Annotated in this window: 19 protein-coding genes; 12 read left to right on the top strand and 7 right to left on the bottom strand. The window is 68.4% G+C overall.

The window, feature by feature from the left end; genetic code table 11:
* Positions 1-12 precede the first annotated feature (12 nt).
* Complete coding sequence (locus DV709_RS01295; protein ID WP_117591178.1) at positions 13-519, bottom strand: MOSC domain-containing protein; 507 nt, start codon at positions 517-519, stop codon at positions 13-15.
* 179 nt (positions 520-698) lie between these two features.
* On the opposite strand from DV709_RS01295, the gene DV709_RS01300 reads away from it, so the two are divergent.
* The 5 genes from DV709_RS01300 to DV709_RS01320 all read left to right on the top strand — a co-directional run bounded on the left by DV709_RS01300 (position 699) and on the right by DV709_RS01320 (position 6,722).
* On the top strand, positions 699-1,529 hold the full coding sequence (locus tag DV709_RS01300) for an SDR family oxidoreductase (protein WP_157972617.1): 831 nt from the start codon (positions 699-701) through the stop codon (positions 1,527-1,529).
* Positions 1,530-1,606: 77 nt separating this feature from the next.
* A complete protein-coding gene (gene mce, locus DV709_RS01305; protein WP_117591180.1) occupies positions 1,607-1,990 on the top strand; it encodes a methylmalonyl-CoA epimerase in 384 nt (127 codons plus the stop codon).
* Positions 1,991-2,128: 138 nt separating this feature from the next.
* Complete coding sequence (gene menE, locus DV709_RS01310) at positions 2,129-4,081, top strand: o-succinylbenzoate--CoA ligase (protein ID WP_117591181.1); 1,953 nt, start codon at positions 2,129-2,131, stop codon at positions 4,079-4,081.
* 192 nt (positions 4,082-4,273) lie between these two features.
* Positions 4,274-5,422 (top strand): acyl-CoA dehydrogenase family protein, encoded by a 1,149-nt coding sequence (locus tag DV709_RS01315; protein ID WP_117591182.1) that lies wholly within the window; start codon positions 4,274-4,276, stop codon positions 5,420-5,422.
* 109 nt (positions 5,423-5,531) lie between these two features.
* Positions 5,532-6,722: a winged helix DNA-binding domain-containing protein gene (locus tag DV709_RS01320; protein ID WP_198665623.1), complete on the top strand. Its 1,191-nt coding sequence runs from the start codon at positions 5,532-5,534 to the stop codon at positions 6,720-6,722.
* A gap of 13 nt (positions 6,723-6,735) precedes the next feature.
* Here the strand turns inward: DV709_RS01320 and DV709_RS01325 are convergent, their stop codons facing one another.
* Positions 6,736-8,031, bottom strand: a complete 1,296-nt coding sequence (locus tag DV709_RS01325; RefSeq protein ID WP_117591184.1) for an MFS transporter — start codon at positions 8,029-8,031, stop codon at positions 6,736-6,738.
* A gap of 63 nt (positions 8,032-8,094) precedes the next feature.
* Positions 8,095-8,430 (bottom strand): hypothetical protein, encoded by a 336-nt coding sequence (locus tag DV709_RS01330; RefSeq protein WP_117591185.1) that lies wholly within the window; start codon positions 8,428-8,430, stop codon positions 8,095-8,097.
* A gap of 85 nt (positions 8,431-8,515) precedes the next feature.
* Here DV709_RS01330 and DV709_RS01335 point away from each other — a divergent pair, with 85 nt between their 5' ends.
* The 5 genes from DV709_RS01335 to DV709_RS01355 all read left to right on the top strand — a co-directional run bounded on the left by DV709_RS01335 (position 8,516) and on the right by DV709_RS01355 (position 14,036).
* Positions 8,516-9,319: an N-acyl homoserine lactonase family protein gene (locus DV709_RS01335; RefSeq protein ID WP_117591186.1), complete on the top strand. Its 804-nt coding sequence runs from the start codon at positions 8,516-8,518 to the stop codon at positions 9,317-9,319.
* Between the two features lie 161 nt (positions 9,320-9,480).
* Positions 9,481-9,720, top strand: coding sequence for a UPF0058 family protein (locus tag DV709_RS01340; RefSeq protein ID WP_117591187.1), 240 nt, complete (start codon positions 9,481-9,483; stop codon positions 9,718-9,720).
* Between the two features lie 59 nt (positions 9,721-9,779).
* The gene (locus DV709_RS01345; protein ID WP_117591188.1) at positions 9,780-11,528 is read left to right on the top strand and encodes a DNA mismatch repair protein; all 1,749 of its coding nucleotides are present in this window, start codon (positions 9,780-9,782) and stop codon (positions 11,526-11,528) included.
* Positions 11,529-11,662: 134 nt separating this feature from the next.
* Positions 11,663-12,763: a threonine ammonia-lyase gene (locus DV709_RS01350; protein ID WP_117591189.1), complete on the top strand. Its 1,101-nt coding sequence runs from the start codon at positions 11,663-11,665 to the stop codon at positions 12,761-12,763.
* A complete protein-coding gene (locus tag DV709_RS01355; protein WP_117594018.1) occupies positions 12,756-14,036 on the top strand; it encodes an amidohydrolase in 1,281 nt (426 codons plus the stop codon). Before DV709_RS01350 ends, DV709_RS01355 begins: the two co-directional genes overlap by 8 nt.
* Positions 14,037-14,081: 45 nt before the next feature.
* Here DV709_RS01355 and DV709_RS01360 read toward each other — a convergent pair whose 3' ends face one another.
* Positions 14,082-14,300, bottom strand: a complete 219-nt coding sequence (locus DV709_RS01360) for a DUF7511 domain-containing protein (RefSeq protein ID WP_117591190.1) — start codon at positions 14,298-14,300, stop codon at positions 14,082-14,084.
* 273 nt (positions 14,301-14,573) lie between these two features.
* On the opposite strand from DV709_RS01360, the gene DV709_RS01365 reads away from it, so the two are divergent.
* Both DV709_RS01365 and DV709_RS01370 read left to right on the top strand, forming a co-directional pair.
* The gene (locus DV709_RS01365; RefSeq protein WP_117591191.1) at positions 14,574-15,020 is read left to right on the top strand and encodes a luciferase domain-containing protein; all 447 of its coding nucleotides are present in this window, start codon (positions 14,574-14,576) and stop codon (positions 15,018-15,020) included.
* A 117-nt stretch (positions 15,021-15,137) separates the two neighbouring features.
* A complete protein-coding gene (locus DV709_RS01370) occupies positions 15,138-16,502 on the top strand; it encodes a CRTAC1 family protein (protein WP_117591192.1) in 1,365 nt (454 codons plus the stop codon).
* 71 nt (positions 16,503-16,573) lie between these two features.
* On the opposite strand, the gene DV709_RS01375 is transcribed toward DV709_RS01370, so the two are convergent.
* The 3 genes from DV709_RS01375 to DV709_RS01385 all read right to left on the bottom strand — a co-directional run bounded on the left by DV709_RS01375 (position 16,574) and on the right by DV709_RS01385 (position 21,229).
* Complete coding sequence (locus DV709_RS01375; protein WP_117591193.1) at positions 16,574-18,904, bottom strand: ATP-dependent DNA helicase; 2,331 nt, start codon at positions 18,902-18,904, stop codon at positions 16,574-16,576.
* Between the two features lie 232 nt (positions 18,905-19,136).
* Positions 19,137-20,576, bottom strand: coding sequence for a S8 family serine peptidase (locus tag DV709_RS01380; protein WP_117591194.1), 1,440 nt, complete (start codon positions 20,574-20,576; stop codon positions 19,137-19,139).
* Between the two features lie 47 nt (positions 20,577-20,623).
* Complete coding sequence (locus tag DV709_RS01385; RefSeq protein ID WP_117591195.1) at positions 20,624-21,229, bottom strand: ArsR/SmtB family transcription factor; 606 nt, start codon at positions 21,227-21,229, stop codon at positions 20,624-20,626.
* Between the last annotated feature and the right edge of the window lie 29 nt (positions 21,230-21,258).

The following is a 21,258-nucleotide window of genomic DNA, read 5'->3' on the forward strand; positions in this document are numbered from 1 at the left end:
GCGGTTCTCCGGCTACAGACCCAACCGTTCGGCTATCTTCCGCCCCATCGTCCGGGGGTCCGCTTCGACGATTTCGAGGTCGTCGCCGGCGCGAATCGTTCCCGGCTGGACGACGTCGGCGCAGATTCCCCCGCGCTTGTTCTTCAGCGCCCGCGCGACGCCCTCCTCGCCGGCGACCTGCTCGACGTGCGCACACGGTGGTCGCGGGCGCGTCCCGCGGAGGAGCGCGTCGCCGACGCGGAACGTGGTGTGTAGCAGGTCGTGGACCTCCACGCCGCGGGTGACGACGTTTCGGCGGTGGCGGCCGTCGGTGAGGTCGATGCCGAACTCGTCGCGTATCTCGTCGACGGCCTCGGCTTCGATGAGGGTCACCTCGCAGACGTCGTACGGCGAGTAGTAGCCGCGGCCGGTCTGGTAGCGGTCGCCGCTGAGACCACCCTCGACGGCGTCGACGCTGTCGAGTTCCTCCATCGGTGCGCTGTCCTCGGGGGCGACGAAGACGCGTTCGACGTGAGCCATACGTTCGGTAGCGCCTCCACCGACAAAGCGGTTCGTCGGCGGCGACGTCTCGGCGATTCGCCGGCGAGCAGTGGACGAATCTCGTCGTCGACGAGAATCGACTGCACGGAGAAGGCGCGAGTTGCACGCCGTGCCACCGCCCGTCGCGTTTTATGTGCCGCACGGGAGTATCGGGAGACGTGACACGGGTCGTACTCATCACCGGTTGCGACGAGGGTATCGGACGACGGGCGGCGCGGACGTTCGCCGCCGCCGACTGGACCGTCTACGCGACGGGCCTCGACGAGGAGGCGCTCGAACCGCTCGAAGACAACGGCTGCGAGACGGCAGTGCTCGACGTGACCGACGAGGGTGCGGAGTCGGTCGTCGACGACGTCGTCGAGGAGGCGGGCCGACTCGACTGCCTCGTCAACAACGCCGGCGTCGGCCACGTCGGAGCCGTCGAGGAGACCGAGGCCGAGGACGTGGCCGCTCTCCTGGAGGTGAACGTCGTCGGGATGCACCGCGTCACGAGGGCAGCGCTCCCGCACCTCCGCGACTCCGAAATCGGCCGCGTCGTGAACCTCTCGAGCGTCGTCGGCCGCTACCCGCTGCCGGGGATGGCCGCCTACACCGCCTCGAAGTTCGCCGTCGAAGGGTGGACGGAGGCGCTCCGCGCCGAGCTCGAACCGTTCGGCGTCGACGCGATACTCGTCGAACCCGGCGTCGTCGGCACCGGATTCGTCGACGACCTCTTCTCGGACGTGGAGAACCGAGCCGCCGAGGGCGGCCGCTACGCCGACCTCTACCGGATGCTCGACTACTGGCTACCGGACCTCGAAGACCTCGGCGGCGACGCCGACGAGACGGCGAACACCATCGTCCGCGCGGCGAGTGCGCCGAAACCGCGCGAGCGGTACCCCGTGGGGACGCAGGGCCGCGCGCTCGTCCTCGGCGGACACCTCCCGGCGTGGGTGCGCGACGCCGGGTGGCGCGTCGCTCGCAACGTATCGCGCGTGTTCGGGAGGTGAGTTCGCGACTCCCGGAGAGTCTTCCACCGTCGAACTATCGTTCGGGGATTTATCTCTTCGTCCGACGAAGCGCGGGTATGCAGTTCGACCACGCAGGCGTCGCCACCCGCGACGCAGACGCGCTCGCGGAGTTGTTCGGTCAGTTGTTCGACGCCCCGGAAGTCCACCGCGAGGAGTTCGACGGGATGACCGTCGTCTTCCTCGAACTCGACGGCGGCTACTTCGAGTTGCTCGAACCGCACGCCGACGGCGCTATCGCGCGCTACCTCGACAGCACCGGACCCGGACTCCACCACTTCGCGCTCGCGACGGAGGATATCGAATCGGCACTCGACACCGCGAGAGCGGCGGGCGTCGAACTCATCGACGAGGAACCGAGACCGGGTGCGTGGGGCCATCAGGTCGCCTTCTTGCACCCGAAATCGACCGGCGGCGTCCTCGTCGAGTTCGTCGAGCACTGACGAACCGCTCGCTTCGTTTCGTCCGATTCGGTTCCGTCTCGCCGGGTTCCGGCTACGCGGCCGAACCGAGCGGTGCGACCGACGATACCGGGAGCGGCCGATGCAAAGACAGTTGTGCCCCGCCCGCCATCCCGAGGTATGCGCGATTGGCTCTCGCACCGGGCACGGACGTCTCCGACGGCGACGGCGCTCGTCGTCGCCGACTCGGAGGCCGAGTGGACCGTCGCCGAACTCGACGCCGCCGTCGAGGAGACGGCGGGCCGTCTCGCGGCACTCGGCGTCGAAGCCGACGACCACCTCGGCGTCCTCATGGACAGTCGGGTGGCGTACGTGCTGTTCGTCCACGCCTCGATGCGACTCGGCGCGACGCTCGTGCCGCTGAACGACCGCCTCACCGCCGCCGAACTCGGACCGCAGATAGCGCGCGCCGACCTGACGACGCTCGTCTGCGGCGAGACGACGGAGGAGACGGCCGTCGACGCGGTCGAGCGGGCCGACTCGACGGCCTCGACTCCGCTGGTCTCCGTCGACGAACCGCAGCACGACGCCGTCACGTCGTTCAAGGACGTGACCGCCAGGGGGTTCGTCCCGGCCGAGTGGGAGCGCTCGGACCCGCTCGTGCTCCTCTTCACCTCCGGGACCACCGGCGACCCGAAGGCGGTGATTCTCCGGATGGGAAACGTGCTGTCGAGCGCCGTCGCCTCGGCGTTCCACCTCGGCATCTCGCCGGACGACCGCTGGCTGGTTCCGCTGTCGCTGTACCACATGGGCGGTATCGGCCCGATTCTCCGCGGCCCACTGTACGGCATCACCGTCGTCCTCCGCGAGGAGTACGACCCGGGGTCGACCGCCGACGACATCGGCCAGTTCGACATCACCTGCGTCTCGCTCGTCCCGACGATGCTCACACAGATGCTCGACACGCGCGGGACGCTCGCCGACTCGCTACGAGTCGTCCTCCTCGGCGGTGCGCCGGCCCCGCGGTCGCTCGTCGAACGCTGCCGCGACTACTCGGTCCCGGTACACCCGACGTACGGGATGACCGAGACGGCCTCGCAGATAGCGACCGCTCGCCCGCAGGAAGCGTTCGACCACCCCGGAACCGTCGGCCGCCCGCTCTACTGGACGCGGCTGACCGTCGTCGACGAGGACGGTACCGAGCTTCCGCCGAACGAGGTCGGCGAACTGGTCGTCGACGGGCCGACCGTCTCGCCGGGCTACTACGGCGACGAGACGGCGACGAATGAGGCGTTCGGGCCGAACGGCCTCCACACCGGCGACGTCGGTTACCGCGACGAAGAGGGTCGCGTCTACGTGCTCAACCGCCTCGACGACCGGATCATCACCGGCGGCGAGAACGTCGACCCCGGCGAGATAGTCGAGACGCTCCGCTCGCACCCCGATGTCGCCGACGCCGCCGTCGTCGGCGTTCCCGACGACGAGTGGGGCGAACGAGTCGCGGCGCTTCTGGTGCCGAAGAACCCCGACCTCTCCGTCGAGGACGTCGACGCGTTCTGTCGGGAGCGACTCGCGGGGTTCAAGCTCCCGCGAACCATCGAGTTCGACCACGAACTCCCGCGAACGGTCTCGGGCACCGTCGACCGAGGGGCGCTCCGTGACAGGTTGGACGACGGTATTCGCATCGAGGACGCCGAGTCGGCGGAACCGACGCGGAAACTCGACGACGCGACCGATGCGGAAGGTGAAACCGACGCGACGGAAGTCGACGGGACGGTGACGCACGAGGGTGACGATTCGGTCGTCGAAGAAGCCGAATCGGTGGACGTCACTCCCGGCGACGATGGCGACAGTAGCGACGAGAGCAGCGAGAGCGACAGTAGCGACGAGAGCAACAATGTCGGCGAAAGCGACGAGAGCGACAGTGGTGACGAGAGCGACAGTGGTGACGAGAGCGACAGTGGTGACGAGAGCGACAGTGGCGACGGAAGCGATAACGGTCACAGCACCGACGACACCGACGAAACTGATAGCGGGAGCGTCGGTGACGACGCCGACGACACCGACGAAGCCTCGTTCTGGGACGTAGACGACGACGCGGACGACGCTCGGGAGTCGGACCTCGACGAGTGACGCCAGCGCGGATATCGAGAAACCACCCGAGTCGGGTTTACTTCGTTTCCGGGGCTCGGGTTTCGACGTGAGACAGGTCCAATCCGGGAGCGTCGACGGATAAACCTCGCCGGCGTCGTTCCCCGAGTAAACCTCGCGCACGTTAGTTACCGTTCCACGAGCTATTTTACCACGTGCCACCGACGTGTCTCCATGGACCTTCTGGACGACAGCGTCGTCCCGGAGCACGCCCGCGAGGTCAAGCGGGCGGCCCGGGAGTTCGCCGAGGAACACATCGAACCGAACGCGGAGGAGTACTTCCGCACGGGCGACTACCCGTGGGAGATTCTGGAAGCGGCCCAGGACGCCGGCCTCATCGCCCAGGACATCGGCGAGGAGTACGGCGGCAAGGGCTTCGACATGTACCAGGTGCTCGCGCTCGCCGAGGAGTTCTACCGCGCCGACGCCGGTATCGGCCTCACGCTCATGCTCGCCAGTTTCGGCTGTGAGATCGTCGAGCACTACGGCAGCGAGGAGCAGAAGGAGGAGTACCTCCGCCCCGTCGCCGAGTGCGAGCAGATTTCGGGACTCGCCGTCTCCGAACCCGACACCGGCTCCGACATGGCCGGCATGACGACGACCGCCGAGAAGACCGACGAGGGCTACGTCCTCAACGGCGAGAAGTACTGGGTCGGAAACGCCGTCGAGGGCGACTGGCTCACCGTCTACGCGAAGACCGGCGACGCCGAGGACCGCTACTCGAACTACTCGATGTTCATCGTCGAGACCGACACCGACGGCTACGAGGCCGAGCACATCCCCGAGAAGATGGGGATGCGCGCCTCCAAGCAGGGTCACATCGTCTTCGACGACTGCGTCGTCCCGGAGGAGAACCTCGTCGGCAGCGAGGGCGGCGGCTTCTACATGCTCGCGGACTTCTTCAACCACGGCCGCGTTGCCGTCGGCGGTCACGGGCTCGGCCTCGCCGCCGCGGCCATCGAAGAGGCGTGGGAGTTCGTCCACGACCGGGAAGCGTTCGGCCGCAACGTCTCGGAGTTCCAGGCCGTCCAGCACATCCTCGCGGACATGCGCATGGAGTTCGAGGCCGCCCGCGCGCTCAACTGGCGCGCCGCGCAGAAGGTCGCCGACAACGAGGACGCCGGCTTCTGGGCGGCGGCGACGAAGACGAAGTCGACCGAGGTCGCCAACTTCTGCGCCGAGCGCGGGATGCAGCTCCACGGCGGCCGTTCCATCCTGACCGAGCGCCGCATCGCCCGCGTCTACCGCGACGTGCGCATCCCGGTCATCTACGAGGGCGCGAACGAGATTCAGCGCAACCTCATCTACCGGCAGTCGAAGTAAGCGACCGTTTCGGTTCCTCTTTTTCTCTCTGTCTCTCTTCGCTACCTTCCAGCGAGCGCGACAAAACGCTTAGTCGCGTCCGTGTCGTCTCCGGCCTCGCCGAACGGACGTGACTCCCCTCACGACCGACCTTCGGCGAAGGAATCCGACAGTGCCGCTCGAACTCACCGCCGCTGACGCCGCTCGCTACCGCCTCCGCTCGCAACGACTCGCGCCGCGCACCGACGACGAGACATCGGTTGCAGAACTGCTCGCGTCGGTCTGCGGCATCCAAGCTCAGGAGAAACCCGCGGCCGCGCTCGGCGTCCGCGCCCGAAGCGAGTCGCTGACCGAAGCGAACCTCGAACGCGCGCTGTACGAGGACCGGTCGGTCGTCAGGACGTGGTGCATGCGCGGGACGTTCCATCTCGTCGCCGCTGCGGATCTTCCGCTCTATCTCTCGCTGTTCGGCGAGACGTTCGCGTCGCGCGGGCCGGAACCGAAGCGACTCGAATCGATGGGACTCGACGAGAGCGATATCGCCCGGGCGATGGAACTGATTCGCGACGCCCTCCGCGAGGACGGGCCGCTCACCCGAGGGAAGATAGCGGGGCGGCTTCGACGGGGCGGCGTCGACCTCGACTCCGAGAGCCAGGCACCGTACTTCCTCGTTCGCCGGGCGGCGCTCTCGGGTATCCTCTGCGAAGTCGCGCCGAAGGAGGGAAAGCCGGCTTACGACCTGCTCGACGAGTGGGTGCCGGTCGACGAGCCGCCGGACAGACAGGCCGCGCTCGTCGACCTCGCTCGCCGCTACCTGCGGGCGTTTCAACCCGCCTCCGTAGACGACTTCGCGGCGTGGTCGGGGTTGTACGTGCGCGACGTGAAACTCGCGTGGGGGCTCGTCGCCGACGAGACGACGGAAGTCGTCGTCGACGACCGCGACGCGGCGATGCTCACCGAAGACCTCGAAGCGTACGAGTCGGCGACGGAATCCAACACCGAGACCGCCGACCGCGTCCGGTTGCTCCCCGGCTACGACTCCTACCTCCTCGGCTACGAGAAGGAGGTCCGGCCCATCCCGCGGGGGTACGAGTCGCAGATCTGGCCGGGTGCCGGAGTCATCCGCCCGACGCTCCTCGTCGACGGCGAAGTCGCGGGAACGTGGCGGCTCGACCGCGACCGAGCGACGACGGCGCTCGTCGTCGACCCCTTCGAGCGGTTCGACCCCGAACTCGAAGCGCCGCTCCGAGACGAAGCCGAGGCTATCGGACGCTTTCTCGACACCGCGGTCGAACTCCGGTTCGCCAACCGAGCGCCGTAATCCGACGGACGCCTCAATCGGCCGTCGCCGTCGCGCCCGCCGCTCCGTTCTCGGCGGGCGTCACCCGACGCTCCAGCGCCAGCACGCCGACGGCGAGACCTACGCAGCCGAGCGCGAGCGTCGGCCAGAGCAGATGTCCGATACCGAAGTCGAAGAACGCGCCACCGAGCGCCGCGCCGATACCGAAGCCGAGCCGCTTGGCGATTTCGACGAGCGAGAGCCCCGACCCGCGCTCGGCTTCGGGGGAGATGTCGCTGGCGAGCGAGGAGACCAGCGGCGAGTGCAGAATCTCGCCGAGCGTCCGGAGGACGAGAAACGCGCCGACGAGTGCGACGCCCACGACGACCGGGATCGAGACGCCGACGAGCGGTCCGAGCGCGACGACCCAGACGGCGAGCATCGCCGCCGCCCAGAAGCCCGCCGAGGCGACCAGTCCCCGCGTGCGCCGCCAGTTGCCGATAGCAGCGACCAGCGGCAGCTGGAGCGTGACGATGACGAGCGGGTTCAGGACGTAGAGCGTGCCGAGTTCCGCCGACGTGAGACCGAGCGTCTCGGTGGCGACGACCGGAACCGTCGCCTGCATCTGCGCGTACATCACCGCGAAGCCGACGTTGAGAACGGCGAGAAAGACGATTCGCGGGCGCGTGACGGCGCGTCGCCAGTCGGCGAGCGCGGACGCGAGCGACGATTTGGCGTTCGCCCCGGCTTCCGAACCGGCGTCGCCGCCCCGTCGAACGCGCGGAAGCGTCGCCCAGAGCAGCACGGCGACGACGCCGCAGGTGAGGCCGTCGGCGACGAAGACGGCCAACTCCGCGACGCTGTAGAGGACGCCGCCGACGACGAACCCGAGACCGAACCCGGCGTTGTTGGCGACTTTGAGGAGTGCGAACGCCCGGTCGCGCTCGCTGCCTTCGGTCAGGTCGGCTATCATCGCCTGACTCGCCGGGGGGAACAGACCCAAAGTGAGGCCCGCGGCCGTCGCGACGGCGACGAATCCGGCGCCATCTGTCGCCGCGGCGTAGGCGGCGAGCGTCACCGTCGACAGCGCCATGCTCGTCACCATCACCGGCTTTCTCCCCACTCGGTCGGCGGCGAACCCGCCGACTGCGGTGCCGACGGCGGTGGCGACGTTGTTGAGAAGCAGACCGAAGCCGACGACTCCGAGCGAGATGCCGACTTCGAGGTGGAAGTGAACGGTTGCGAACGGGTAGACGAGGCCGGAGCCGAACAGGTTGACCAGTTGACCGAGCGCGACGAGATAGACGGGGCGACGAAAGCCGCGCACGGCGTCCAACGAGGGGGTTCGCACGACGCCCGATTCTCCGGCGGCCCTCGTGAACGGTTCGGTGGCGGCCCGCGTTTCCGCGAGTTCTCACTTCGCCGACGCGAACACGCGATAGCTCTCCAGCGTCGTCCGCATCTGTTCGTCCCCTTCGGTCCCTTTCTGCTCGGTTCCGTAGTCCATCCAGCGCGCGCCGTCGTTGTCGCGGGTGTAGCTGTACATCCGGTACTCGTCGTCGGTTTCGAGTACGAGTTCGATGATGGCCTCGTCGGGGCCGGGGTCGTCGTCTCGAAGAACTACGCCGCGCGTCGCGGGTTCGTGGTCCATCACGTGTACGGTGGTGACTTCGGCATCTACCAGATTTCGGGTCTCGTCGCCGGTCAGCGGGCGGTCGGGCCAGTCCTTCGCGACGGTGGGTTCGTCCATACCTCCGTATTCGACGCGCGAGGGCTTGGCCGTTACATCTCCCGGCGTGCTGAACAGTTATCGCCGAGCCGACCCAACAGACGGTATGGTTGACGCCAGCATCCACCTGCTCGACCGGGGTCGCGTCCGCGCGGACATGAACTACGTCGTCGACGGCTACGCGATGGGAAGCGCCGACAACCCCGACCCCGAACACGAGATGACGGAGTTCGTCGTCTGGAGCGCCGTCGTCGACCACCCCGAGGCGACGGTGCTGTGGGACACCGGCTCGCATCCGGAGGCGGGCGACGGCTACTGGCCCGCGCCGCTGTACGGCGCGTTCGAACACTACGACGCCGCCGACCACGACCTCGAATCCGACCTCGACGCCGCGGGCTACGCGCTCTCGGACGTCGACGCCGTCGTGACGAGCCATCTCCACCTCGACCACGCGGGCGGCCTCTATCACTTCGCGGACACCGACGTTCCCGTCTACGTCCACGAGGAGGAACTGAAGTTCGCCTACTACAGCGCGAAGACGACAGAGGGCTCTGTCGCCTACCTCGCCTCTGACTTCGACTACGACCTGAACTGGGAGATAGTCCACCGCCACCGTACGACCCTCTTCGAGGACTTCGAACTCCTCCACCTGCCGGGTCACACCCCCGGCGTGATGGGCGCGAAACTCGACCTCCCCGGCGAAACCGTGCTCGTCGCCGGCGACGAGTGTTACGTCGACGCCAACTACGCCGACGAGGTGCCGCTCGGTCCCGGCTTGCTCTGGAGCGACCGCGACTGGTTCGACAGCCTCCAACTCCTCAAGGAACTCCAGCGCCGCCACGACGCGGACGTGCTCTACGGCCACGACCTCGAACGGTTCCAGTCGTTCGACGGCGGGTGGAACCGGTAGCGCGACCGACTGACCGACCGCGGCCGACGTATCTATCTCTGTAAATCTGTAAAGCTATCCAGAAATATTTCTGAATAGCCAAGCGGACCACGACTCGTGAATCGCCCACGCACTCCCCTCACCGTGGTGCTTACACGCCTTCGGCCCGAAGAGCACTCGCAATGAAAAAGCAGGAACTCGTCCAGTTCCACTCCCTGCTCGTCCTCCTCGGCCAAGAGTACATCCGCCGCGGCGACGCCACGCGAGCGGACTTCGAACCGTACCGAAAACTCGGCGTGACGCCGATGTCGCTGCAGTCCTCGCGTGCCGACCACGAGGAGGCGGTGATGACGTTGGCTCGCACCCTCGCTTCGCTCTCGGTGTCGGAGGCGACGAGAGAATCGACCGTCGCCTTCGACTGAACTCGCGTCTCCCGGCGGCGAACGGGTATCACTAAGGCGCGTCCGCGTCAGCCACGACCATGCGACTGCAGGAGTACTGGGGAGTCGGACCGAAGACGAGCGAGCGACTACAGGAGACGCTCGGCGTCGCCGCCGCCGTCGAGGCCATCGAATCCGCCGACGTGCGAGCGTTGACCGAAGCCGGAATCCCCGCCGGACGCGCGACGCGCATCCTCCGGCGTGCCAACGGCGACGCCGGGATGGCGACGCTCGGGACGCGCGACGCCCGCTCGGTCTACGACGAGTTACTCTCGCTGGCGGGCGACCACGCCGTGACGCGCCACGCGGGTGACCGAATCCGCGTGCTCACGCCGCTGCCGGAGCGCGCCGCCCGCGACGCGCGACTCGACGAAATCGAGGCCGCGCGGGAGGTGTGGGCCGAGTTGGACGCCGACGCCCGCGACCGGGTGCTCGCCGCCTTCGCCGCCTACGACGAGTCGGGCGGCACCGAGCGCGCCGCCGTCGAAACCGCGCTCGCCCTGCGCGACATCGGTCTCGACACCGGACCGTTCGCGCCGCTCGCCGACGTCGACGAAGCGGCGCTCTCGGAGGCCGTCGGCGCGCTCGGTCACGTCGACGGCGACGACGTGCTCGACGGTGCCGACGAGAAGCTCGACCGCCTCCGCGACCAGTTAGACGCCGCAGAGCGCCTCGAATCCGGCGCGTTCGACCTCCTGGAGACGGTCAGAGAGGCGGGCGCGCGCAACCTCGACGACTTCGAGCACGCGGTGGCGGACTACGTCGCCGCCGAGACGGAGCTCTCTCGCGAGGACGTCCTCGGCGCGGCGGCCGACGACCCCGTCGACGCCGCCGACTTCGTCAGCACCACCCTTCGCGCGCTCGCGGCGGACCTCCGCGAGCGGGTCGACGAGCGCGAGGAAACTGTCGCCGCCGACCTCCGCGAGACCATCGAGGCCGCCCGCGACGACATCGACGCCGCCGTCGAGGCGGTCGAGGACAGCGCGTTCGCTGTCTCGCTGGCGCGCTTCGCCGAGGCGTACGACCTCGTCCGCCCCGAACTGGGCGGGGACGACGGCCCCTTCGGCGTCGCCGCCGTCGACGCGCGGCATCTGTTGTTGGACGACGACGTGCAACCGGTGACGTACGCCGTCGGCCACCACACCCTCTCGGCGGAGCCGCAACCGCCCGCGGACGAACGGGTGACCGTCCTGACGGGTGCGAACTCCGGCGGGAAGACGACGCTGTTGGAGACGCTGTGTCAGGTGGCGCTTCTGGCCGCGATGGGCCTGCCCGTCCCGGCGAGTCGAGCGCAGGTCGGCGACTTCGACACCGTCGTCTTCCACCGCCGTCACGCGAGTTTCAACGCCGGCGTGCTGGAGTCGACGCTCAAATCTATCGTCCCGCCGCTGTCGGGCGAGGGGCGGACGCTGATGCTCGTCGACGAGTTCGAGGCCATCACCGAACCGGGTCGGGCGGCGGATCTGCTGGGCGGGCTCGTCGGACTGACCGTCGACCGAAACGCCGTCGGCGTCTACGTCACCCACCTCGCTGAGGACCTGAGTCCGCTGCCCGCGGCCGCGCGCATCGACGGCATCTTCGCGGAGGGACTGACGCCCGACCTGAAGCTCCGCGTCGACTACCAACCGCGGTTCGGCACGATCGGGAAATCGACGCCGGAGTTCATCGTCTCGCGACTCGTCGCGAACGCGAAGGACAACGTCGAGCGACAGGGCTTTCAGACGCTCGCGGCGGCCGTCGGCGAGGAGGCGGTCCAACAGACGCTGTCGGACGCGCGCTGGCGGGAGTGAGCGTCGAACCCCGAAGCGGAGGCGAACGGACCCGAAAGCGGGAGCGGAACTAGCTCCGGAACAGAACGTGATCTGACTGCGACAGGACGTGAGACGGGGAAAACAACTATGAACCGGATAGCCCATTCTCGGCCATGACCGCGTACGAACCGGTTGAATCACCGGACGAAACGACGGTGTTCTCCTACCACGACCTCACACCTCCGACGCTCGCGGACGTCTTCAGAGCGCGACGAGTCACCGACCGCCACCTCCCGAAGACCCCGCTCGTCCGAAGCGAGTACCTCTCCGACGAACTGGACGCGGACGTGTATCTGAAGCGGGACGATACCCTCCCGACGGGCGCGTTCAAAGTTCGAGGGGGTCTCAACCTGTGCTCCCGACTCGACCCCGAGTTCCGCGACCGCGGCCTGATAGCGGCGAGTACGGGGAACCACGGTCAGTCCGTCGCGTACGCCGGACAGACGTTCGATATCCCCGTCGTCATCGCGGTTCCCGGTGAGCCGAACGAGGACAAAGTCGAGGCGATAGAGCGGTTCGGTGCGGAGGTTCACAGGGTGGGCCGCGACTACGACGACGCCCGGGAGTGGGCCGAGCAGCAGGCCAGCGAACACGGCTATCGGTACGTCCACTCGGCCAACGAACCGCTCCTCGTCGCCGGCGTCGGTACGGCGGGGTTGGAAGTTCTCGACGACCTCCCGGACGTCGACGCCGTCTTCTGTCCCATCGGCGGCGGGAGCAGCGCGTCGGGGTACTGCCTGACCGTCGGCGACGTGGCGGACGCCGACGTCGTCGGCGTCCAGTCGTCTAACGCGGACGCGATGTACCGAGCGTGGAAGGAGGGACATCTCGACCCCCAACCGACTGCGGACACCCTCGCGGAGGGGCTCCAGTCGCGCGTGCCGTTCGCGCTGACCTCCGAGATTCTCGGTGAGAAGCTCACGGACATGGTGACCGTCTCGGACGACGCGATACGGAGGGCCGTCCGGACCATGGTCGAACGAGAGCACATCCTCCTCGAAGGTGCCGGGGCCGCGAGCGTCGCGGGAGCGTTGGCGTCGGCCGACGAACTCGCCGGGAAGACGGTCGTCCTCCAACTGTCCGGCCGAAACATCGCCAACGAGAAGTTAGCGTGGGCGTTCGACGCTGACGCCGACGCTGACGCTGACGCCGACGCTGACGCTGACGCCGACGCTGACGCTGACGCCGATGCCGGGGAACTCGACGATGAGTGACGTGCCCGTTCGGAATCGACTGCGCGAGCTTCGCCGGCAGTTCCACCGGTACCCGGAGCCCGCGTGGTGTGAGTACTACACGACGAGTCGCATCGTCGACGAGGTGGAACGAATCGGCGTCGACCGACTCCACGTCGGAACGGAGGCGTACGCGAGCGAACACCGGATGGCCGTTCCGGACGACACGACGCTCCGAGAGTGGTACGACCGCGCCGCGGACGCCGGAGCACGGCTGGACGTTCTGGAATCGACGGCGGGCGGACACACGGGATGCATCGCGGTCCTCGAGAAGGGCACCGACGGCCCGACGGTCGCTCTCCGCGTCGACATCGATGCGCTCCCTCAACGGGAAGCGGACGACTCGGAACACCTGCCCGCAGTCGAGGGGTTCCGGTCGACGAACGAGGGCGTGATGCACGCCTGTGGTCACGACGCGCACATCACGCTGGGACTCGGCGTGCTCGACGCCGTGAAGCGGAGCGACGAGTTCGACGGGACGTTCAAGCTCATCTTCCAGCCCGCCGAGGAGCGCGCCGGCGGCGGAAAACCGATGGCGCTCTCTCGACACGTCGACGACGTCGATTACTTCCTCGCGCTCCACGTCGGTCTGGGTCACCCGACGGGGGACGTCGTCGGTGGAATCGTGAAACCACTCGCCGTCGCGAACTTCGAGGCCCGATTCCACGGCGAGTCCGCTCACTCGGGAAAGAACCCGAATCGGGGGCGAAACGCCATGCAAGCGGCGTCAGCGGCCGTCCAGAACTTGTACTCGATAGCCCGCCACGCCGAGGGGATGACTCGAATCAACGTCGGCCGCATCGACGGCGGAACCGCGCCGAACATCATCGCCGAGGAGGTGCGTATCGAAGGGGAGGTCCGCGGAGAGACGAACGAACTCCTCCAATTTCTGCGCGCGGAGACGGAACGAATCGTCGACGCGGCCGCCGAGATGCACTCCTGCGTCGGCGAGTTCGAGATCACGGGCGAAGCGCCACGAGCCGACAGCGACCCCGATTTTAGCCGGAGTATCGCCGACGTCGCGCGGAAACACGACTCCGTCACGAACGCCACGGCGACGAGCGAGTTCGGGGCGAGCGAGGACGCCACCTACCTCATGAAGGCCGTCGAGGAACGGGGCGGGACGGCCTCGTACGCGATCGTCGGTACCGACCACCCCGCGCCGCATCACTCGAGCAGGTTCGACGTCGACGAACGAAGCTTGAGTATCGGCGTCGAGGTCGTCTCCGAGGCGGTGACGACGCTCGGTTCCTGACGGTTCGGCGTCCGGTTCGAAACGCGCTGGCGCGGCGACGACCGATTAGCGCATCTCTTCGAGGCCGACGAACGCGTCGCGGTCGGCGGTGAGCCAGACGGTCACTCGCTCTTCGACGGGCGTGTCGCGGGGGTAGATGGTACACCGGTCGGGGTCGTTTCCGTACCGAACGGTGACGCTGTGGAGGTCGAACGAGCGGCCGTCCAGTTGGTAGTCGTGCGCAGCGGGAACGTCGGACAGGTCGTCGCTCGTGTGTAGGCTCATGGAGAGGTTCCCCGTTACCGGGTGTCAAGAACTCCCACAGTCGGGTACATAACCGCTGCTAAGACCACTCTATAGTGAGCAATATCGGTGAATAGAGGCCCGGAGCGGTTCTCACGGGCGAGAACTCGACGACTCTTCCGTCGGCGTCGTCGAGACCGTCGTCTTCCGGCGCTGACTCGATATCTCCGCACGGGCGTCGGTACCCGACGCGCGTTCTCCGTTGAGCACTATCCACCGCGCTTCCGTTATCTCGGTCGCCGACGTATCGACGCTATGAGTTCGACCACACCGTCTCGCGAGCAACTCGTCGACGAACTGACCGCCACCGCCGCGACGTGGCCCGGCATCGAAGTCGCCCCGCACCGCTTCGAGGGCAACGAGTTCACGCTCGGCCCCCGCGAGGTCGGTCACGTCCACCGATTCGGTATCCTCGACATCAACTACCCAAGACGGCTCCGCGACACCCTCATCGACGAGGGACGAACGGGCGAACACCACGTCGTCCCCGACTCCGGGTGGACGACGTTCCGCATTCGGACCGGCGCTGACCTCGAACCCGCGCGGTGGCTCCTGCGACTCTCGTATCTGTACCACGTGGCGACGTTGCGTCGACGGCCCGAACTGGCCGGCGTCGTCGGCGACGTAGACGTCGAGGGCGAACTCGACGCGATGAGTCCGAGTCCACGCGTGCGAGAGAGCTTCGACCGCGTGCTGGACTGAAGAGGGGGTGAATCGACGCCCGTCCCTCTGTCGACCCCCCGAAGACGGCGACGAGTTTCAACCTGACGACGACACTCCAGACCGTTCACTCTTATAGCCGGACCCACTGAAACGGATGTGTTCGAGGAGCGCTCCGACTTACTCGCGACTAATCCGTCGTTCAAGGGGTACGGCGCTGCGGTCACGGTCGGACCGCAGGGACCGCTCACGTACGTCACCTCCAGCAGCGGTGCGAACAGGCTGCTCAGATGGGACGCGGACGGGGGAGGCGACGGCGCGCTCGTCGATATCGCCACCGGCATCATCGCCGACAGAAAGCGACGCGGCATCGCCGTCGCCGCCGCCGACGTCGACGGCGACGGCCGCGAGGAGGTGTACGTTCAGAACGCGGGCGGCTACGGCCGGATGGGCGGCGCGGTCGACCGCCTCTTCGACTGCGACGGCACCGAGTGGATCGACGCCTTCTCGCTGGAAGTCAACGCCGGACGGAGCAACCGACGAGACGGCTGGTCGGTCGCCGCCGTCGACCGGCACGGCACCGGTCGGTACGGGCTGCTCGTCGCGAGCGACGGATCGCCGATGCGCTGTTACGAACTCGGTGACGACGGGGAGGTGACCGACATGGCGGAGTCGGTCGGCCTGGACGTCGAAGCGAACGTCCGCGCGCTCGCGAGCGGGCCGCTCGTCACCGAGCGGATGGACGTGTTCGCGGCGACCGAACGCGGCCCGAACCGTCTGCTGCGAAACGACGGTGGTCAGTTCACCGACGTGGCCGCCGAGAGCGGCGTCGCCGACGCCACCTGCGACGCTCGCTGTCTCTCCTTCGTCGGGTCGGGTGCCGAGCCGACCGGTGAGTTCGTCTGCGGCAACTGGGAGGGACCGACGCGGCTGTTCGCTCGAACCGACGACCGATTCCGCGACGTCGCGCCGCCGGAACTCGCACAGCCGACCCGTACTCGTTCGGTCGTCGCCGCGGACTTCGACAACGACGGGTCGCTCGAACTGTTCGTCAACGCCCTCGGCGCACCGAACCGGCTGTTCGAGCGGTCGGACGGCACGTGGCGACGCGTCGGCGCCGGCGAAGCGCTCGAACCGAAGGGACTGGGGACGGGCGCGACCGCCGCAGACTTCGACGGCGACGGGACGCTCGAACTGCTCGTCGTCCACGGCGAGGCCGGGGCGCAACCGCTCTCGATTTTCCGCGCGCCGAACGACAACGACTGGCTCAGAGTCCGACCGCTCACCGAGGCGGGCGCGCCCGCCCGCGGCGCGAGCGTCACGCTGGAGACGACCGACGGCGTCCAGTCCCGCCTCGTCGACGCCGGAAGCGGCGGCCACAGCCAGTCGGAACCCGTCGCGCACTTCGGTCTCGGCGACGCGACGCCGTCGCGTCTCGTCACGCGGTGGCCCGACGGCCGCGTCCGCGTCGACGACGACCCCGTCCCACGTACCGAGCAAACCGTCGCGCACCCGGCCGGGTGATGCCTCCCGACGAGCGAGTCACGCGCCGCGGGGACGACGACCGTTCTGGACGTGTCTGCGACGGAACCGGCTCACCGCCCCGACCAGAACCGCTCTAACCCGAACCCGAGCATGTCGGGGCTCACCGGCTGAAACTCCTCGCGTTCGTACTCGGGGAAGTACTCGCGTACGCCGTTCCACGACTCGCGAGCGTAACGCGCGTCGACGAACACGCGCACCCCGACTTCGTCGTCGCCGCGGATGACGCGGCCGACCGCCTGCCGCGCTTTCCTGACCGCCGGCACCGTCAGCGCCGTCTCGAAGCCCGACCCCTCGAAGGCGCGGTCGTACGCCGTCTTCACCGCCTTCGTCCGCGGACTCGACGTGTTCACGAGCGGAACGCCGCAGACGACCGCCGCCGAGAGGCGGTCGCCCCGGTAGTCGACGCCCTCCGTCAAGGTCCCGCGGAGGCTGGTGACGAGCACTTTCCCCCCGCCGCCGAAGAACTCCGCCTTCAGCGACTCGGTCGTCCCGTCGTCGCTCGACTCGTCGAGGAGCACGGGCTTGTCGACGCGGCGGTCGAGCACTCCGGCCATCCACTCGGCCTCGCCGTAACTCGGCATCCCGACGAGGACGTTGCCCGGCGAGCGTGCGACCTCCGAGACGGCGTCCTCGTACGCCTGTCGCGTCGGATTCTCCTCGTCGGGTGCGCCGCGGTTCGCGTAGGTGAACTTCGGCGCGTCGACGGCGAAACTCGCCCGGTTCTCCTCGGGGAACGTCAGCCCGTACGTCCGCTCTTCGACCGGGCGGCCGGACTCGGCCAGCGAGTCGAGTCCCGAGACGGTCCGAAAGATATCCATCGGCGCGAGCGTCGCGCTCATCAGGACGCCGCCGCCGAACTCGGCGAGTCGCTCGCCGATGGCGTCGGAGGGGACGCAGTTGTAGAGCGCGAGGCGCGCGTTGTACGCCCGCCGCCACGAGTCCGGCGGCTCCATCTCGTCCCACGTCCGCTCCAGTTCGAGTTCGCGGAAGTAGCGCTCGTGGTCGCAGCGGTACCACTCGCCGAGCACGCGGCCGACGCTCGGCGCGGCCCGCTGCTTGTCGTCTTCCTCGGCCGAGTTGAGGATGCGGCCGACGACGGCCCCCACGGTTTCGGCGCGCACCCACGTCCCGCCGTCGTAGCCGGCCTCCTGGGCCCACTCGCTTATCTCGTCGACCGCAGGCGATTCGGGGTCTCGGAGCGGGATTTCGGCGTCGTCGAGCCTCGTGAGGTCCGCCCTCCAATCGGGCATCTCGCCGTCGAGGTGCTCGACGACGCGGCGGTCGAGTTCCTCGCGCAGGTCGCGGAGGAACTCGCGCGTCTCTTTCAGCTCTCGAAGCGTCACGTCGCTCTTCTTCAGTTCGCCGCGGACGAGGTCGGCGTCGGCGGTCGACCCGCGCGTCTCTCTGCCCGCGTCATCGAACTCGACGGGTTGGATGACGCGCGTCACCTCGTTCTCGGCGTCGCGGAGGCTCCGGTCGCCGACGCCCGAACTGACGAGGTCGCGGACGCGCGGTTCGAGCATGTGCGCCTCGTCGCAGACGAGAAACGTCGTCTCGTCGATCAGGGAGGCCGTAAACGTCGCCACCGTCGTCGGGTCGAACGCGTGATAGTAGTTGCCGAGGACGACCTCGACGTGGGGGAGCACCGCGCCCATCGTCGAGTGGGGGCAGGTGCCGAAGCCCGCGGAGAGCGAGACGAGGTCGTCCGGCTCCAGCAGTCCGGCGTCCTCGAAGTCGAACGGCACCGCCTCGACCGGTTCGCCGTCCTCGGGCAGGTCGTCGAGGAACTGCGCGTAGAAGGGGCAGAACTCGGTGTCGCCGTGTTCGGGCAGCTCGGGGAGGTACGGCGTCGGTTCGTCCGCCGTCTGGAGGTACGAGGGACCGCCCGCGCCGGTGTCGGCCAGGCCGGTCTGGGCGCGTCGCGCCTCGCCCGCCAACGCCGACGCGGTGGTCGGTCCGCTCTCTGCAGCGAGGTTTCTGGTTCGTTCGCGGAGGCCCTCGCAGCGCTCGTAGACGTTCGAGTCGTCGACGCCCGCGACGCGCTCTCGGCTGTACGGGCAGACGTCGGACTTGCCGACGAGCGTCAGCCCCGACACCGGTCGCCACTCGTCGGGGAGGTTCGCGTTGACGGTCCGGAGGTCGTCTTCGAACTGCCGGAGTTGCTGTTTGACGCTGGTGAGAACGACGACGCGCTCGAACGGCGAGTCGGGGTCGCGCACCCGGTCGATGCCCGCCGTCAGCGCGAGCATCGTCTTGCCAGTCCCGCAGGCGCCTTCGACGACGGTGAATCCGCCGTCTTCGGCCGTCTCGACGGCGGTTTCGATGCCGTCGGCCTGCTCGGGATACGGCTCGTCGTGTCCGAACACCTCGCGCCAGGTCACGTCCGACTCTCGCCGGGGCGGACGCTTATCGGTGTCGGAGGGAGGCTGTGAGTCTGGAGTCGACACGGTACGAAGGGGTGGGCTCGTCTTCGCACAAAAAGTCGAGGCGGACGTCGGCGGACGACACGGTATCGACGCGGCGGTGTCGACGCGGCAGTGTCGACGCCACGATATCGACGCCACGGTATCGACGCGGCAGTATCGACGCCACGGTGTCGACGCCGACGTGGAGTCACTCGGTGTCGTGACACTGGAAGGAACGCCCGTCGGGACCGGGCCGCTCCGCGGCTTCGACCGCTCTCGTCGCCTCGACGACGGCGAACGAGTCCGGCGTGTATCGGTCGTCGGTCGCAGAGTTCCGAAGCAGTTCGACGAGTTCGCCGGGTCGCCGTTCTCGCGTGCACGTCGAGGCGACGAGCGCCGCCGTCCCGGCGACGTACGGGGCGGCGGCCGACGTCCCTTCGAGCGTTCCGGACTCCGTTCTGACGGTCGCCGGCCCCCACACGTCGACGAGCGAGTCGCTCCGCGAACTGTACGGCGCGATTCGACCGCTGTCGGTGTCGACGGCGCCGACGGCGACGACGCCCTCGCCCGTCGCCGGGGCGACGACGCTCTCGTTCGAGACGGCGTGTTCGAGCGAGTGGCGACTCGACAGTAGCCGAAGACGGGTCGCGCTCGCGTTCCGACTCCGATTTGCGCTCGCGTTCGAACGTCGGTCGACGCTCAGATTCGCACCCTCGTTCGCGTCGTCGACGGTGGTCGTTCGATTCGCGTCGTACGCGTCGACGGCGACGTAGTACCGGCCGCGCGGCACCGACGCGTCGACGGCTTCCCACGCCTCCGCGGAGTCGTTCTGTCGGCGGACGGACTTGGCGACGACGGGGTCCGGACCGTTCGCCCGTTCGCGGTACAGATAGAGGTCGTAGTCGGCGGACGTGTTCCAGGAGAGCCGCAGCGACACCTCTCCGCCGGTGACCGCTCCGCCGGCCAATCGGTTGCCCTGCGTCTCGTTCGAGAAGTTCACCCAGCCGTCGGCCGGCCCGTCGCCGACCCACTGGCTGTTCGCGTAGTTGCCCGCCGAGGTGACGAACGTCGTCCCGTTGGCGGCGGCGCGCTCAGCCGCGGCGGTGATGCGCTCGTTGGTCTCCGGGTTCGAGGCGAAGTAGCTTCCGGCGTCGACCACGACGGTCACGTCGTTGGCGACCAGCCAGTCGATAGCCCGCTCGTACTCTTCGGGCGTCGGGTCGTCGCCGACGGCCGCGAGATACAGCTTGGCGTCCGGCGCGGTTTCGGCGACGACGGCGGCGACGGCGGTGTCGTGTCGGCCGTCGGCTCGTCGCTGCGGGCCGACGGGCACTTCACCGGTCCCGCGTTCGTCGGGCGCGCGTCGATGCCCGGCGACCTGACCGTCGAGAGACGTCCCCTCCGGTTCGAACGAGGCGCCGACGACGCCGACGGCGACGCCGTCGCCGGTGATACCCCGCTCGTGAACGCGTTCCGTCGAGACGATGTGACCGCCGGTCCGGCTCACCTGTCCGAAGGGGGCCGTCGTCGCCGAATCCTCTCCGGGAAGCAGCGGAACCGTCGCGGCGACGGACCCGGCCAGTGGCGCGCTCGACGCGGTGACGAGCACGCAGACGGCCAGCACGCACGCGACGAGTCGTCGGTTCATCGGCCAGAGTCAGTGTGCACGCTCGCGGTGCCGGTCGCCGGGTCTGTTCACCTATCGACGACCTCCAGCACGAGGACTGCAGCGAGGACGAGTGCACCGCCGGCCAGAAACGCGACGCCGGGGGGCAGCGTCCCGAGAAGCGGGGCGATTCCGCCGGCGACGCTGTCGCCGACTCGCGGGGCCGTCCCCGGCCCGCCGGCGTCGGAGACGGTCACCGCCGCCCCGAACAGCCACTGGACGAGCACCGCGCCGACGGCCAACAACGCGGCGACGCCGACGAACTTCCGCAAGGAGTCGAGCACCGACGCGCGGTCGTCCTCCTGGCCGGCGCAGACGACGAGCGGGCTGTCGACGGGCGCGTAGACGTTCATCTCGCGTCCCTTCACGGAGTACTCCGTGTCGACGACTTCGACGAGGCCAGCGTCCTGTAAGTTCCCGAGGTGGTGCCGGACGTTCTGCAGAGACGTGTCGACGGCGTCGGACAGCTCCGAAGCCGTCGCGTCGCGCTCGTACAGCTCCGTGAGAACCGACCGAGCGGTCTCCGAGGAGAGCGACGAGATGAGCTGCTCCGCGTCGTCGTCGTCGAGCCACAGGACGCGGGGGGTTCGAGCCTCCCGCTCTGCGTCTCTGTCAGACGGGAGCAGACCTGACATGGATTCTCATTCCATGGACAGGTTAGTAA

This window comes from Haloprofundus halophilus (assembly GCF_003439925.1).
GTDB lineage: Archaea > Halobacteriota > Halobacteria > Halobacteriales > Haloferacaceae > Haloprofundus > Haloprofundus halophilus.